The 13,823-nt window shown below is 59.5% G+C and carries 15 protein-coding genes, 3 tRNA genes and 1 pseudogene; 7 read left to right on the top strand and 12 right to left on the bottom strand.

The features are described 5' to 3' along the window. The first annotated feature begins 105 nt into the window (after nt 1–105). Nucleotides 106–231 carry a hypothetical protein gene (locus NB231_RS20060; RefSeq protein ID WP_269593423.1) on the top strand — a complete coding sequence of 42 codons (126 nt, stop codon included), beginning with the start codon at nt 106–108 and terminating at the stop codon, nt 229–231. Between the two features lie 131 nt (nt 232–362). On the opposite strand, the gene NB231_RS11865 is transcribed toward NB231_RS20060, so the two are convergent. The 8 genes and pseudogenes from NB231_RS11865 to NB231_RS11830 form a co-directional block, all read right to left on the bottom strand. Continuing rightward, complete coding sequence (locus tag NB231_RS11865; RefSeq protein ID WP_005003135.1) at nt 363–644, bottom strand: hypothetical protein; 282 nt, start codon at nt 642–644, stop codon at nt 363–365. Nucleotides 645–698: 54 nt separating this feature from the next. Further along, entirely contained in the window at nt 699–1,148 is a 450-nt protein-coding gene (locus tag NB231_RS11860; protein ID WP_040662304.1) for a DUF411 domain-containing protein, read from the bottom strand. Then, nucleotides 1,145–3,625 (bottom strand): heavy metal translocating P-type ATPase, encoded by a 2,481-nt coding sequence (locus NB231_RS11855; RefSeq protein ID WP_232210462.1) that lies wholly within the window; start codon nt 3,623–3,625, stop codon nt 1,145–1,147. The genes NB231_RS11860 and NB231_RS11855 overlap by 4 nt, the downstream gene beginning before the upstream one ends. Nucleotides 3,626–3,929: 304 nt before the next feature. Further along, nucleotides 3,930–4,589 (bottom strand): annotated as a pseudogene (locus tag NB231_RS20155) (putative transposase). A gap of 126 nt (nt 4,590–4,715) precedes the next feature. Next, nucleotides 4,716–4,877, bottom strand: a complete 162-nt coding sequence (locus NB231_RS11845) for a hypothetical protein (RefSeq protein ID WP_005003126.1) — start codon at nt 4,875–4,877, stop codon at nt 4,716–4,718. A 1,006-nt stretch (nt 4,878–5,883) separates the two neighbouring features. Then, a tRNA-Ser gene (locus tag NB231_RS11840) sits at nt 5,884–5,971 on the bottom strand. A gap of 132 nt (nt 5,972–6,103) precedes the next feature. Next, nucleotides 6,104–6,445 carry a DUF1820 family protein gene (locus NB231_RS11835; protein ID WP_005003122.1) on the bottom strand — a complete coding sequence of 114 codons (342 nt, stop codon included), beginning with the start codon at nt 6,443–6,445 and terminating at the stop codon, nt 6,104–6,106. Nucleotides 6,446–6,521: 76 nt separating this feature from the next. Further along, nucleotides 6,522–6,935, bottom strand: coding sequence for a secondary thiamine-phosphate synthase enzyme YjbQ (locus NB231_RS11830; RefSeq protein WP_005003121.1), 414 nt, complete (start codon nt 6,933–6,935; stop codon nt 6,522–6,524). A gap of 66 nt (nt 6,936–7,001) precedes the next feature. Here NB231_RS11830 and NB231_RS11825 point away from each other — a divergent pair, with 66 nt between their 5' ends. Together NB231_RS11825 and NB231_RS11820 are read left to right on the top strand one after the other, a co-directional pair. Continuing rightward, complete coding sequence (locus tag NB231_RS11825; RefSeq protein WP_232210461.1) at nt 7,002–7,469, top strand: hypothetical protein; 468 nt, start codon at nt 7,002–7,004, stop codon at nt 7,467–7,469. A 47-nt stretch (nt 7,470–7,516) separates the two neighbouring features. After that, complete coding sequence (locus NB231_RS11820; protein ID WP_156776996.1) at nt 7,517–8,053, top strand: YbhB/YbcL family Raf kinase inhibitor-like protein; 537 nt, start codon at nt 7,517–7,519, stop codon at nt 8,051–8,053. Between the two features lie 213 nt (nt 8,054–8,266). On the opposite strand, the gene NB231_RS11815 is transcribed toward NB231_RS11820, so the two are convergent. Next, nucleotides 8,267–8,851: a hypothetical protein gene (locus NB231_RS11815; RefSeq protein WP_005003116.1), complete on the bottom strand. Its 585-nt coding sequence runs from the start codon at nt 8,849–8,851 to the stop codon at nt 8,267–8,269. Nucleotides 8,852–9,261: 410 nt separating this feature from the next. Between NB231_RS11815 and NB231_RS11810 the strand changes: the two genes are divergently transcribed. From NB231_RS11810 to pgl, 4 genes are all read left to right on the top strand, one after another. Next, the gene (locus tag NB231_RS11810) at nt 9,262–9,615 is read left to right on the top strand and encodes a hypothetical protein (RefSeq protein WP_005003114.1); all 354 of its coding nucleotides are present in this window, start codon (nt 9,262–9,264) and stop codon (nt 9,613–9,615) included. Nucleotides 9,616–9,924: 309 nt separating this feature from the next. Continuing rightward, nucleotides 9,925–10,941 carry a phosphogluconate dehydrogenase (NAD(+)-dependent, decarboxylating) gene (gene gnd / locus NB231_RS11805; protein WP_040663933.1) on the top strand — a complete coding sequence of 339 codons (1,017 nt, stop codon included), beginning with the start codon at nt 9,925–9,927 and terminating at the stop codon, nt 10,939–10,941. Between the two features lie 68 nt (nt 10,942–11,009). Continuing rightward, the gene (gene glk, locus NB231_RS11800; RefSeq protein WP_005003111.1) at nt 11,010–12,005 is read left to right on the top strand and encodes a glucokinase; all 996 of its coding nucleotides are present in this window, start codon (nt 11,010–11,012) and stop codon (nt 12,003–12,005) included. Between the two features lie 124 nt (nt 12,006–12,129). Beyond that, the gene (gene pgl / locus NB231_RS11795; RefSeq protein ID WP_005003103.1) at nt 12,130–12,861 is read left to right on the top strand and encodes a 6-phosphogluconolactonase; all 732 of its coding nucleotides are present in this window, start codon (nt 12,130–12,132) and stop codon (nt 12,859–12,861) included. Nucleotides 12,862–12,923: 62 nt separating this feature from the next. Here pgl and NB231_RS11790 read toward each other — a convergent pair. The 3 genes from NB231_RS11790 to csrA all read right to left on the bottom strand — a co-directional run bounded on the left by NB231_RS11790 (nt 12,924) and on the right by csrA (nt 13,813). Continuing rightward, nucleotides 12,924–13,000 (bottom strand) — tRNA-Arg (locus NB231_RS11790). Nucleotides 13,001–13,140: 140 nt separating this feature from the next. Next, nucleotides 13,141–13,230, bottom strand: a tRNA-Ser gene (locus tag NB231_RS11785). A 373-nt stretch (nt 13,231–13,603) separates the two neighbouring features. Beyond that, the gene (csrA, locus tag NB231_RS11780; RefSeq protein ID WP_005003101.1) at nt 13,604–13,813 is read right to left on the bottom strand and encodes a carbon storage regulator CsrA; all 210 of its coding nucleotides are present in this window, start codon (nt 13,811–13,813) and stop codon (nt 13,604–13,606) included. Nucleotides 13,814–13,823 lie beyond the last annotated feature (10 nt).

Raw genomic sequence — 13,823 nt, 5'->3', positions numbered from 1 at the left:
GCAAGCTCCGGATGGAACGAGATATTCTAAAAAAGCGGCCGCCTTCTTCGCCGACGAGTCGATCTGAGGTATCAATTCATTAAGGCGGGGAAGGTGAATTATCCGGTGAGCATGCTTTGCCGAGTCATACAGGCCTCCAGGAGCGGTTTCTATGGCTGGCCGCGGCGCCGCGATGACACCGATGCCGAGCGCGTGCAGGCGATCCATAATGGGCACCGTGGGCAGATTTGACCGGACGCCACGATGTCACTTACACGCGCCTTGCCAAGCCCCCCTTGCTCGCACGAATTCGCCGACGGAATGCCACGGTCACCCGCGTGATTATCGCCTTCGCCCGCGCCGACCCCACCTACACGAGCCGCTCAAGCTGCTCCGCGCCGGCGCTGTTGAGATCGATGCAGTCGCGTGGCGGCGTTGGCATTGATTAGGCCATCGGCTAGCGCGTTACCGCCTTTGCGTAGCATGAGTTCGCGGGCACCGAGCACGAGGTAGACCGGCACGTGGTCGCTTACGCGCTTGCGCATTTTCTGCCAGTCCCAATGATAGATCTCCGGATACTTGAAGACGCCGGTTGTTGCCTTACCTAACAAGTGGTTACCCGGTATGAAAACGTTGTCGTAGAGGCTTGCGTATTGCCCCGGCACACTGGAGAGCGTCGAACCACCGCGCGTGATGACTGAAAGATTTCCCTGACCGTGTCAGTTGTGTTCGGCAAACACCCGGCTCTGGCCGCGGTCGTTAAACATCAGCACCTGATAGTAATCGTGCCGGTCGCCCATCTCCATGCCGGGCGAACCAATGGGCATACCCGGTACCGATAGCCCCAGAGTGTCTGGGGATTCTGCGAGCAAGCGCTTAACGTCGTCTGCCGGCACGTGGCCTTCAATGACATAACCGTCGATAAAGGCGGTATGACAACTGGCCAGATCCGGGGTCAGCCCTGCGTCTGCCTTGATGGTGTTGATACGCTTGGTATCGATGCGCTTGACGCTGAAACCGCTGGCTTCCATATGTTTAGCCCAATCGATGCAGCAGCTACAGGTGGGGGATTTATATACGGTGATTTCAGGCTTGGTGTCAGCCGCCGCTAGTGTGCTGGCGGAAGACAGAACAACGGCAAGGCTGAGACTATGTAGTGCGCGTTTCATGCTTCTTTTCCTTTATCGGTATGGGACTGGAGTTGATTAGGGGTGCTGGTTTTAAACAGTCGCAAACGGTTGGCGTTGGTGACTACGGTTACCGAGGACAGGGACATGGCGGCACCCGCAAAAATAGGACTCATCAGCATGCCCCAGACCGGGTAGAGCACGCCAGCGGCAATGGGAATACCCAGAGTGTTATAAATAAACGCGCCAAACAGGTTTTGATGAATATTGCGCACGGTGGCACGGGAGATTTCAATGGCATCCGGCACACCGTGCAGCGAGCCGCGCATTAAGGTAATTGACGCACTTTCAATGGCGACGTCGGTGCCAGTGCCAATGGCAAAGCCAACGTCGGCGGCGGCGAGGGCCGGGGCATCGTTGATGCCGTCACCCACCATGGCGACGACATGGCCTTTTTTGCGCATCTCTTCCACGATGGCGGCTTTGTCTTTAGGCAATACCTCCGCACGGATGTCATCAATATCCGTCAGTTTGGCGATAGCCTCGGCGGTGGCACCGATATCGCCGGTGACCATCATCACGCGGATACCGGCCTCGTGCAGGCGGGCAATGGCCGCTTTGGAGTCGGCCTTGATGGTATCGGCCACCCCGATCACCCCCAGCGCTTGCCGGTCGCGGGCGATAAACAGCGGCGTACCGGCTTCGGCAGCGATGCTGTGCTCGTGGGTACGCAGCGCCGCCAGATCAACCCCCTCGCTTTCGAGCCAACGGCGGTTGCCAATGCGGATGGTGGCGTTGTTGCAGGTGGCTTGCACACCCTGGCCGTTGCGGGCATCAAAGCCGCTGACCTGGCGCGGAGCCAGTTGTCTGGATTTCGCTTCCGCCATAATGGCGTCGGCTAGCGGGTGCTCGGAATGCTGCTCCAAACCCGCCGCCAGCGCCAGCAACGCAGACTCGTCATTATCCAGTGCAACAACCTGGGTGACCGCCGGTTTGCCTTCGGTGATGGTGCCGGTTTTGTCGAGAATCACCAGATCCACTTTGCCAGCCAGTTGCAGGGCATCGCCCTGGCGGATGAGTGCGCCGTATTCCGCAGCCTTGCCCACCCCTACCATGACCGACATGGGGGTGGCCAGCCCCAGGGCACAGGGGCAGGCGATGATCAGCACGGTGGTGGCTGCGATCATCATGTGGGCAATTTTCGGCTCCGGCCCGAGCAGATACCATACCAGGGCCGATACCAGCGCGATGACCACCACGCTGGGTACGAACACCGACGAAATGCGGTCGGCCAGTCTGCCGATGGCGGGTTTGGATCCCTGGGCCTTTTTTACCAACTGAATGATCTGCGCCAGAGCGGTTTCGCTACCAACCCGGGTGGCCTCGTACACCATGGCACCGCGGGTATTGAGAGTGCCGGCGGATACCTCGTCGCCCTGGGTCTTGGCCACCGGCATGGGTTCGCCGGTGAGCATGCTTTCGTCAATGCGGGTTTCGCCTTCAATCATAATACCGTCAACCGGCAGTTTTTCGCCGGGACGGACGCGGATGTGATCGCCGCGCTGAACCTCTTCAACCGGAATGTTGTGCTCTTCACCGTTACGAATGACCCGTGCCGTTTTTGCACGCAAATCCAGCAACCGGCGGATGGCTGCTGAGGTTTTTCCCTTACCGCGCAGCTCCAGCACCTGACCCAGGTTTATGAAGCCGATGATCATGGCAGAAGCTTCAAAATAGACATGTCGTGCCATTTCCGGCAGTAACCCGGGTGCTGCTGCTACGACCATGGAGTACAGCCACGCGGTGCCGGTACCCAGCGCAATCAGTGTATCCATATTGCTGTTGCCGTGACGCAGTGCTTTCACCGCACCGACAAAATAGTGCCCGCCGGTGGTGGCCATAACCACCAGGGTAACAATGCCGAGAACAAACCAGCTGGTCTGGTTGGCGTCGGTTACAGACATGGAATCGAAACCCATGCCCCACACCATCAACGCGAACCCCAGGCCCAGACTGACGGCCATTTTGAGCAGCAGGGAACGGTACTGTGCCCGGTTGGCCTGATCGGCTTGCACATCAGCGGTGTCGGGATCGGTGATCACGCGGGCGCCGTACCCGGCCTGTTCGATGGCTTTAACCAGCTGGTCTGCATCGGCCTCGCCGCCAGCGGTCGCGGTGTTGTCCGCCAGGTTCAGGTGCGCCGAGGTAATACCGCTCACCGACATCAACGCTTGTTCGATGGTGCGGACACAAGAGGCGCAGGTGGCGCCAGTAACGGCAATATATGTTAGTTCTTCACTGGGCTTGGCCTTGTTTGTCTGCGGATTGGCAGAGCTTGCGCCCGTCTTTGGCAGCGAGACGGGTTGCTTGGTGTCGCCTGGCTTCTTCGTTGGCGCTAACGGCTGCGCGGGGTAACCGGCTTCGGTCACCGCCGCCGCAGCAATCTGGACGTCTGTGCCTGAGGGCAGGGAAATAGTTTGCTGGTCAAGATCCACTGATATCTGTTCGGGATCACTCACTAACGGAGCCAGTGCGCTGCGTATTTTCCTGGCACACCTTTGACATGTCGCACCGGAAACAGACAGTGTGGGTACTGGATAGAACGGCGTAGACATAGCCAATCATTCCTATTTTGGTTTAACCGGAGCGAAATCATCCCTATGTTCAAATGAACTGACTTCGAGGAATTTACTTCGAACCCAGCTTCAGCACCAGGCGTAGATTCGTCTGCGCGAACAGCTTCTCTGTCGCGTTGAATTCCTCGCAGAGTTTCTCGATCACCCGGTCATTTGGCGACATTGGCGCTGTGCTGCAGCCGCACGGTCAAGATTCCCGCCTCGCGATCCGGTAGGAGATCCGCCTCGGTGGTGTAGAGGGCGCGCAACAGCCGACGGGCCTCGTCGGGGCGTGTGAGGTCTCGCGCAGGTTGTTGGCCATCGCCATCTCGGCGCGGTAGACAATCATCTTCATGGTGTCAACGAGGTGCTTAGACTGGGTGCTGAGCTGGCGGAAGCGCGCCGCCTCGGGCAGCTCCGCGACGGTGATATGGTGAGGGGTTTCCTTGCGCTGGACCTTGAGGGTGTCGAGCTCCTACTACAGAGCCTCGATTTCTTCTTGCAACGCCGCCTTGTGCCGTAGGAATGGTTCGACGCGCTGTGGCTCGGTGGGCTCCTCGAGAGTCATGGCGGCGAACTTGGCTAAGCGCCGAGTGAGCTTGCCGGTGGCCGAGCGTACGTGCCCATCGAGGTGACGATACGCTGGATTGGCGACCCGCAGGGGGTCGGAAACAACCTCAATACGATAGTCCGCCAGGCGGTCCAAAACGAAGTATTCGCGGGCATATTTAAAGAAGTTCTCCTGCGACCAGCGGGCGAACATCGCCGTGGCCAAGGGTGCGGCCTCGCAGCGATAGTCGGTGCACAAGATGGCGGTGTCACCATGAGTGTATGGAAGCAAAACGATGGGACATGGAGCAACGCGCATGGCGATCGTGACGCGTGTAGCCCTGATCAGGTCTTGCGATCACTCGTGGATTCTGGAGTTGAACCGTGCGTACATCTTCGCCAACCTGGCCCGTGTCTTCTGTTGAGCCCGGATGGCGCCACGAGCTCAGTATTCGACATCGCGCCTCGTGAGACCGTGCTTGAGAAGTTCGACGGACTGCTTGCCGGCTTGAACCTGCTTGACCCAACTGGTGGTGTGGCTCAACTCGTGATTTAGGCGTGCCAGTTCGCCGGCGAGCGCATCCAGGAATTGTTGGTCTGGGTTCATAGTGTTCCCCCTGCCCATATGCTTTCGAGGACTTCTCTCCGCCGGCCGCGGTTCCGAACGGACGCGGCGTTTGGGGTTATGGAAGCAAAACCGACGCATATTGAGCATTGGCAATATTTAAGTTGTAATTGACAATCAATCGACTAATCAAATAGATAAAATAGAGCAGCGCAACAAATCGCTCAAATACAGTACGTTAGTGTAAAGAAGTTCGACAGTATCATCCGCCGCGCAACAATCAGAAGAATTCGGCATCAGTGGGCTTTTGTTGCGTATGGCAGCTTTTGGCCAGTGAGCGACCATCGCAGGGACGTGTCAATCGAGGAGTCACGGATCACGGGCCTTTTCGCACTAGCGGGCGACCATACGCCAAGCAAGCATGTAGCCAGCAGCGACGCCAACCGTGGCGAGGCCACCAGGTCCGGTCAGAACCACATGGAGCACACGTGGCATTACCCAGCGGGCCATGCCGGGACGGCTGCTCGCGGAGACCGGATGGGACATCCGGTTAACGGGGATCCGGGATACAGCCGAGTAGCATGACGGGTGGCAGAGAACTTTCGCCAGTTTTCGCCGCCAATCGCCAGATGCCCGCCACGCCGAAAGCCAAGCGTAGCAACCATTTTCGCCAGATTCGCCGCTTTCTCCAAACCACGGCCCTCATAACACTTAGCCAGGGTGTCTGCACGGTGCGGAGCGAGTTTCGAGGTAACTGATACACGCCTGGACGACTAATCGCCTTCGACGGGGCCAACTGCTGTCTGGAGTGGTCACCAGCTAAACCGCCGTCTAAGGTAAATCCCGGTGAGTCATGAAAGAAATCCCTGGAATCGTCTGACTGCTACCGAAAGCGCACTTGCCGGTGAGCATTTGATCGCCATCCGGCAGGCGTGCTTCGGATAGAGCTAGGCAATCAGACAAACGCCTACATGGGGACCAATTAGGGGGCTGCGTCGCTTAACTAACCGATAATACTGATTTAATTCAGCCAGTTAATCGAATTGATTGGCGGAGAGGGAGGGATTCGAACCCTCGGTACCGTGAGGTACACACACTTTCCAGGCGTGCTCCTTCGACCGCTCGGACACCTCTCCGGATAAGCTGGCCTTGTCCACTTCGAAAATCGCCCAGGCGCGTGACCGACGGAGCACGCTAGGCTGCTCGTTACTCCAATTTCGCAGTACGCAAGGTATATTAGAAGAGCCCCTGATTCAATCGCCTGCCGGTTAGCTGCGGTCGCCGCCACCGCCCCGATCGGGCCGATACATCGGCATCGGAAATTGGGCAATGTTGCCTTCGGCATCGGTGATCTTGGCGACGCCCTGTTTCTCCACCTCGTCGATGCGAATAATGGCGTGCATGGGTATAAAGGTGCGCTTGACTCCGTCGAACTCGCCCTTCAATCGCTCCTCTGCGGGATCGACCACCACTTGGGTGCGCTCGCCGAAGATAAGTTCTTCAATCTGCACAAAGCCGAGTATTCCGCTATCGGCAACCTTCCTGGCGTAAATCTCGTAGACCTTGCCTTGATTGTGGAAGATCACCCGGTATATATGTCGAGCCGCCATGCGTGGTCACTATTGTCGTTCTGCCAAGAAGCAGCGCAAGGATAGCACACTGCAGCCTGAACCGGGGTGGTGTCGGTCACTCGCCGAGCACAGTAATCGTGATGCGGCGCTGTTGAGCGCGGTAGCGATGCTCCCATAGGAAGAGGCCCTGCCACGTACCCAACGCCAGGCGGCCGTCGGCCACGGGGATGGCCAGCGAACTCTGAGTGAGCACGGTGCGGACATGGGCCGCCATATCATCCGCACCCTCCTCGCGGTGCGTGAACAAAGGGTCGCCGTCGGGCACCAGGCGTTGTGAAAAATGCTCCAGATCCTCACGCACCGCCGGATCGGCGTTCTCGCAGATAATCAACGAGGCGCTGGTGTGGTGGATGAATAGCTGGCAAAGACCGCTGCGAATCCCGGATTCGCGAACCACGCTGGCCACATCCGCCGTGATTTCCTGAATACAGCGGCCCGGCGTTGCGAACTCTTTGGTCTCCTGATGCATGAGCCGTTTCCTATTTGTTTCGTTTATCCTTGCGTATGAGGCAAACCAATTTCAATGGGTAGCACCATGGCGATGTATGCTTGGGAAGGCAAGAAATTCCAAGATGTGGCCGAGATTACGGTCAAACGCGATCCACAACGCTTTAGGCACGGCTGCGCCACCGCCAGCGCGGACGGGACGGAGATAATTCAGTGGTTCCGGTCGGTAGCCGAACTCACTCAGTACCTCACCCGCATGGAGCCCCGACGCTGGGGCATGAAAATGGGCGATCTGATCGCGGTGAAGCCGCGGTTGGTGGATGTTCTGACCCCGGTCGATGTCATCGGCTACAACGACAAAGCGCAAGCGGCTTACAATGCTTGCGTACACCCCTATTTCCGGATCGTATGGTGGGGTACATTCGACGAATTGCTCGAGGCGGAGGACACCTGGCCGGCGGCTCTGCTCGCAAGTGCCAAGGCGGGCGCACTCACCGGCGAGGAACGCACAGCGCGTCTCATCAGCTATCTGCAAGCGCGCAGCGCCACCCGCTAAAGCGCCCGCCGGCATCCTAGAGGGCGAATCAGCAGAGGATGCGGGCCATGCGTGGAATAGCTTACCTGGCTGCAACTGTTGGCTCGCTCGCGCTCGGTGTCATCGGCACGGCCAGCGCCGGAAGCCTGAATCTGAGCTCGGAGGCTTTCGCGCACGGCGGCACCGTACCCACGCGTTATACTTGCGACGGCTGCGATATCTCGCCTCCGCTTGCCTGGAGCGACATTCCGAGCGGCACGCGCAGCCTGGCGCTCATCGTCTCGGATCCCGATGCACCGCGCGGAACCTGGTATCACTGGGTACTCTATGCGATCCCACCGACGCTGCCCGGACTACCCGAGAATGTCGATCCAAGAGAACTCTCGGCTGCGATCCACGATGGAATGAATAGCTGGAAGCGCAGTGGATATGGTGGCCCCTGCCCTCCGACCGGCCGTCATCGCTATTTCTTTCACCTCTACGCTTTAGACCGGCTACTCGAAGTACCCCAGCAATCGAGTGCGACGGAGCTGCGTCGGGCCATGCAGGGGCATGTGATCAGCGAGGCTGCGCTCTTAGGCACGTATGCAAAGCGCAGTCGGTGATGAGCCGCTGAATCGCTTTTTTGAACCTGATGGGAGGTAACTTGACATCCGCGAAGCGGCCGGGAAAGCGATTGAGCACAAGCGCAGGGCAGCGGGCAATACCATATCCCGACACGGCCACCTTGCCAGCCGCCGCCTATCGCAACGCCGCCAAGGTGCACATGATCGCAAAAGCAGCCCCGCCAGCTACCCGAAAACGGGCAACAAGCGCCGCTATCTCAATCGCAGCGCCTGGGCCGCCCTGATCAGTACCGCCGCCTCACGGCGAATTTCGGTGCGCAGTATCGCCACTTCTCTGGCGACCTTTGCAATGTGCCGAGGCTGCAGATCGAACGGATCGATACCGCCGGCGGAAGCTATGTAGGCACGGTCGGATACGGACAGCGTGGTGAAATCGTCATAAGCCGCCTGAGCGTACACGCCCGGGCAATCCGCGATGGTGACACCGCCGATATGAACCATCTCGGATATAAAACCAGCCAATCCGATCGCCACTGCATCCGCAGGCAATACATTAGGCTGGAGCATGGTCTGCCCGGACCAGTACAGCGAATGCCTCCCCCCGTTCATGGGGTAGTAGAGACGCGCACGCGCCCAGTAACCACGCTGGCGCGCGACCACCAGATGCCCCGCCTCATGGATGGCGGAACAATGCAACTCCTGTCGCCACACCTTGCTCCACGCGCATGGGGGCGGTGCGATGCTCGCATGCTCCGCTCCGGTCTGTCGCCAGACTGCGCCCGAGGACGTGCCGATACTCTCGTCCGGCCATGCTCGATACTTATTGCTCTCTCCCATATCAGCCCACCCTACCGCTTGCGGTCGTTGCCTTGCCAAGCCGCCGTTGGTGCACTACCAGTGGCATACCCCTCATTTATTATTAAGACAACAAACACCCCCAACTGTCAGATAGCATGCTCTCCGAAGCCAAGCAAGCCCTACTGAAGGCAAGCAGCCGCCCCTTACTGCAAAATCCGCAGCCCGGAGGAGCATTACGGCAAGCGGCAGCGAGTACCCCCTCTTGCCACAACAATGCGCCTGGAAGCGCCTGCGGCGCACTCGCTGCCGTTGCACTGGGCCGACTATCGGCGGGGGGACTGTACAGCCTGCGCCTGTGATCGTGCCGTAAAGACGAATTACGCCTTTCGCAACGGCCATTCCTAGCGTATAGGTGAGGGCAGATAGGGGTGTATCCAAGGAGAGCACCGATGCAAGGCACCGAAAGACAGGTCCGCTGGGCTCAAGAGATTCTGGCAAGACATTTACAGCTGGCAGGATCGCATTTACCCCAAATCACCGCAAAGCTCGAACGCGCCATCATCGCGGCGGAGGAACAACGCTGGGGCGCCGCCTACGAGCGGGCACGGCTTGCGATCGCCTGCGCTTACGCCAGGCGCCTTCAAGAATGGAGCGCCGCGGATATCATCGACGCTCAAACGCTACTCACAAGCCCATATGCGATCTATGATGCGATCTGGACCGTGATCAGCAAAATGGCCCGTGCCGACCTGGGCATCGCTGCAGTATCGCCGGCACAAGAGGACCGGCCAACGCTACACTGAGGGTGCGAACGCGACCGAAGCCCCAGCGGTAGCGATATGGACCACGGACCCATCGAACAAGGGAACAACCACGGCATCGGCCACGCACCTTCAGGGAGCATGGGTAGCCGGCACCCTCGGTCACCACGCCTCGAATTCATAAGCGTCCACCTCGTCACATGGACCTCCGCACCTACCGCCAGCCAATACCGAAGGTGTTCACTAGAGCGATAGCGCACCGCTTTATAGCTGTTCTTTCCATGTCTCATATGGGATGGCGTGGATTCGAAACGAGACTTCGATCGGATTGAAGCAAATGGGAGAATGGACATGCAGTTGGGAATGATCGGCCTCGGCCGGATGGGATCCAATATGGTGCGCCGGCTCATGCGCAGCGGCCAGCATCAGTGTGTCGTATTCGATTTCAACGCCGCGGCGAGGCGCGCGCTGGAGCAGGAAGGCGCGCGGGCGGCCGAATCGCTCGACGAGCTCGTCGAGCGCCTCGCCCCCCCGCGGGCCGTGTGGTTAATGGTGCCGGCCGGAGCGGTCGATGGTGTGCTGCATGAACTTACCCCCCACCTAAGCGCCGATGATATCGTCATAGACGGCGGCAATTCGTATTACGTGGATGCCCTGCGCCGCGCCGAGGAGCTCGGGTTGAAAGGAATCCACTATCTCGACGTCGGCACCAGCGGCGGTGTCTGGGGTCTTGAGCGGGGCTATTGTCTGATGATCGGCGGCCCCGAACAGACGGCCCGGTCGCTCGACCCGATCTTCAAAACGCTAGCCCCGGGCCGCGCCGCAGCACCGCGCACGCCGGGCCGCAAACAAGCCGGCGGTACCGCCGAGGAAGGCTACCTCTACTGCGGCCCCTCGGGCGCAGGACATTTCGTCAAAATGGTGCACAACGGCATCGAGTATGGCGTTATGGCCGCTTACGCCGAAGGATTGAACATCCTGCACCGAGCCAACGTGGGGAAAAAAGAGGCGGCGGTGAATGCGGAGACCACGCCGCTCGCGCACCCAGAGCGCTACCGCTACGATTTCGCGCTCGCCGACGTGACGGAAGTCTGGCGCCGCGGCAGCGTGATCGGCTCATGGCTGCTCGATCTCACCGCGAGCGCGCTACTCGATCAGCCCGATCTGTCCGGATACACCGGCCATGTGGCGGATTCCGGCGAAGGACGCTGGACGGCGTTGGCGGCCATCGAAGAGGGCGTGCCGGCGCCGGTGCTCTGTGCCGCGCTCCATCAGCGCTTTGCCTCGCGCGGCAATGACGAGTTCGCAGCCAAGGTGCTCTCCGCAATGCGCCACCAATTCGGCGGGCACGTGGAACATGGCGAATAGGAGACGAGGCCACGCGCATCACGAAGCGGCGCCACCGCAACGGACAATAGCTGGAGAAGCAGCAACTCATGATACTGGCAGGCGATATCGGCGGAACCTCGACACGGTTGGCCTTTTTCGAACTGCAGGGCGAACGGCTCGCAATCGTGGCGGGGAAAACCTATCGCAGCCGCAATTATGACAGCTTGGCGCAGGTGGTGCGGCAGTTCGAGAAGGATTACGGGTGCACGGGCATCCGGCATGCCGCTTTTGGCGTAGCCGGCCCGGTGCGTGACAGGCAGGCAAAAACGACCAACCTTCCCTGGCTCATCGACAGCGCGAAACTGGCACGGGAACTCGACCTGCAATCAAAAAACGTCGATCTGATCAACGACCTCGAGGCCAATGCCTGGGGCGCAATGGCCTTAGCCCCCGCCGACTTGACCGTGCTCAACCAAGGCAATCCGAATATTACCGGCAACGCGGCGGTCATCGCCGTCGGCACCGGGCTCGGTGAGGCCGGGCTTTACTGGGACGGCCAACGTCATCGTGCATTTGCCAGTGAAGGGGGGCATGTGGACTTCGCCCCGCGCGACGAACTGGAAATCGATTTGCTGCACTACCTACTGCAACGGTATCGCCGCGTGAGCTACGAGCGCGTGCTCTCGGGACCGGGCCTGCACACCATCTACCGATTTCTTCGCAATACCGGGCGCGGCGATGAATCGCAACAACTTGCCGAGGCGATGCGCGCCAAAGACCCGGCAGCCGTAATTTCTCAGGCAGCACTAAAGGGCGAAGACGCACTCTGTGTGCAGGCGCTCGATCTCTTTGTCGCGATCTACGGCGCAGCGGCGGGCAATCTCGCGCTCAAGCTCATGGCAAGTGCGGGGGTTTACTTAGGCGGCGGAATCGCACCCCGCATCATCGAAAAGCTAAAGGGTCCGGAGTTCATGGCCGCATTCACCGGCAAGGGCCGCATGAAAGATTTGTTACAGGAAATACCCGTGCGGGTGATTATGAACGATCAGACCGCGCTGTTGGGTGCAGCACGCTGCGCGGCGCTGAAGGCGGGTTTGCTATGAAAATGTCGGAATCACGGGAGCATCGATCAAATCGCCTAGGCGCGGCTTTTCAAGACACAGCCTCACCGCTGACGAGCCAGATTGGCGCTGTTTTTCCGCGACGTCTTTTGGGTGAAGCGTTTTAATGAAACCCGAGATCTGCATCGTTGAAAGCCCCCAGGCTCTGGCCCGCGCCGCCGCCCACGAATTTGCCAACCGCGCGGCAACCGCAGTGCAGCAAAAAGGTGTATTCAGCGTCGCCCTCGCCGGCGGCCACACACCGAAGGCACTGTATTCGCTGCTTGCCGACGATGCCGAGTTGCAGCAGAAAATTCCCTGGCGAGACAGCCACTTTTTCTGGGGTGATGAACGCTCGGTGCCGCCGGATCATCCGGACAGCAACTTCTGTATGGCACAGACCGCTTTGCTCTCCCGGGTACCGGTACCGGCTGCCAATCTCCATCGCATAAAAGGCGAGCTTGCGCCGCAACAGGCGGCGACCGCCTATGAGCAAAACCTGGCCGAATTTTTCCACTTGCAACCGGATGCGCTACCGCGTTTTGACCTGGTTCTATTGGGGCTTGGCGCGGATGGGCACACCGCATCGCTTTTCCCCGGCACCCGCGCGCTGCACGAACAAAAGCGCATGGCGGTGGCAAACTGGGTCGACAAGCTCGGAACCGGGCGCATCACGCTGACTGCGCCGGTATTCAACAACGCCGTTTGCGTGATTTTTCTAGTGAGCGGAAGTGACAAGGCGCGCGCGCGCAAAGCCGTGCTCGAGGGCCGCTACGATCCGGAGCGGCTGCCAGCGCAATTGATCCGGCCCCGCGCGGGCGAGCTCAAATGGATCCTCGACGCAGCCGCGGCGCGCTAACCACAAACTCGGCGGGGTTGGAGCGCAGCCCCAGCCTCCCTGATCACTGCAGCCCTTGTTTGTGGCGCGCCCGGGAGGATTCGAACCCCCAACCTCCTGATCCGTAGTCAGGTGCTCTATCCAGTTGAGCTACGGGCGCTTAATGATCGGCGCGAAGTATGGCGAGATTACTATCGCGCGTCAACCCCGCAACTCTGGCGTGACCACAGGCATCGACATCAACGCCCCTCCGCTCCTATGCACCCATGGATGCCACAATCAGAGCAAATGCGCGATAAATGGCGGAGAGAGAGGGATTCGAACCCTCGATGGGGGTTAGCCCATACTCCCTTAGCAGGGGAGCGCCTTCAGCCGCTCGGCCATCTCTCCAATGTTCGATTCTGGCAACGCTCTGCAACCGAACGGGCCTGCGGCCCGTAAAGGGAGCGCGTTACTCCAAGCCTACTGGGCTCCGTCCTCGCGGGACACCGATTTGCAGCATAAAAATCACTCCCAACGAATTTTGCGAGCCGCTCGGCCATCTCCCGGCAATGCTCAGACCAACCACCAATCGACTTGGCTCGGCTCGCGTGCAAGACACCCACGCCGCGCTTTGCATCGTTGGCCATTTTCACCGAGCACCGAGCCGATCACCATCCCAAATTCATCCTCCTTGCGAGTCTGGGAATTACCCAGCCCGGCACAAGGCTGCAGGATACGAGAAAAACGGCACACACGTAAACCCGCACGCCTTGGAACCGAATCATTCCGAACGATCGCTCTCGCCGCCGGATGCGGATTTCTCCTGCTGTTCGCGCTGGATTCGATCATAGATTTCTTCACGATGGACCGAGACATGCTTGGGCGCATTAACACCGATTCGGACCTGATTGCCTTTCACTCCCAATACGGTCACGGTCACATCGTCGCCAATCATCAAAGTCTCACCAACTCGCCGAGTGAGAATAAGCATTTTCCAATTC

The organism is Nitrococcus mobilis Nb-231 (genome assembly GCF_000153205.1).
In the GTDB taxonomy this organism is placed as follows: domain Bacteria; phylum Pseudomonadota; class Gammaproteobacteria; order Nitrococcales; family Nitrococcaceae; genus Nitrococcus; species Nitrococcus mobilis.
This window is presented reverse-complemented; position numbering and strand designations above follow the sequence as displayed.

What these genes read in the sequence shown, in the direction of transcription:
- NB231_RS11845 (WP_005003126.1), bottom strand. Translation starts at nt 4,877, where the DNA reads ATGAACCCAGACCAACAATTCCTGGATGCGCTCGCCGGCGAACTGGCA.
- NB231_RS11830 (WP_005003121.1), bottom strand. Translation starts at nt 6,935, where the DNA reads ATGCATCAGGAGACCAAAGAGTTCGCAACGCCGGGCCGCTGTATTCAG.
- csrA (WP_005003101.1), bottom strand. Translation starts at nt 13,813, where the DNA reads ATGCTTATTCTCACTCGGCGAGTTGGTGAGACTTTGATGATTGGCGAC.
- glk (WP_005003111.1), top strand. Translation starts at nt 11,010, where the DNA reads ATGATACTGGCAGGCGATATCGGCGGAACCTCGACACGGTTGGCCTTT.
- pgl (WP_005003103.1), top strand. Translation starts at nt 12,130, where the DNA reads ATGAAACCCGAGATCTGCATCGTTGAAAGCCCCCAGGCTCTGGCCCGC.
- gnd (WP_040663933.1), top strand. Translation starts at nt 9,925, where the DNA reads ATGCAGTTGGGAATGATCGGCCTCGGCCGGATGGGATCCAATATGGTG.
- NB231_RS11815 (WP_005003116.1), bottom strand. Translation starts at nt 8,851, where the DNA reads ATGGGAGAGAGCAATAAGTATCGAGCATGGCCGGACGAGAGTATCGGC.
- NB231_RS11820 (WP_156776996.1), top strand. Translation starts at nt 7,517, where the DNA reads ATGCGTGGAATAGCTTACCTGGCTGCAACTGTTGGCTCGCTCGCGCTC.
- NB231_RS11860 (WP_040662304.1), bottom strand. Translation starts at nt 1,148, where the DNA reads ATGAAACGCGCACTACATAGTCTCAGCCTTGCCGTTGTTCTGTCTTCC.
- NB231_RS11835 (WP_005003122.1), bottom strand. Translation starts at nt 6,445, where the DNA reads ATGGCGGCTCGACATATATACCGGGTGATCTTCCACAATCAAGGCAAG.
- NB231_RS11810 (WP_005003114.1), top strand. Translation starts at nt 9,262, where the DNA reads ATGCAAGGCACCGAAAGACAGGTCCGCTGGGCTCAAGAGATTCTGGCA.
- NB231_RS11825 (WP_232210461.1), top strand. Translation starts at nt 7,002, where the DNA reads ATGGCGATGTATGCTTGGGAAGGCAAGAAATTCCAAGATGTGGCCGAG.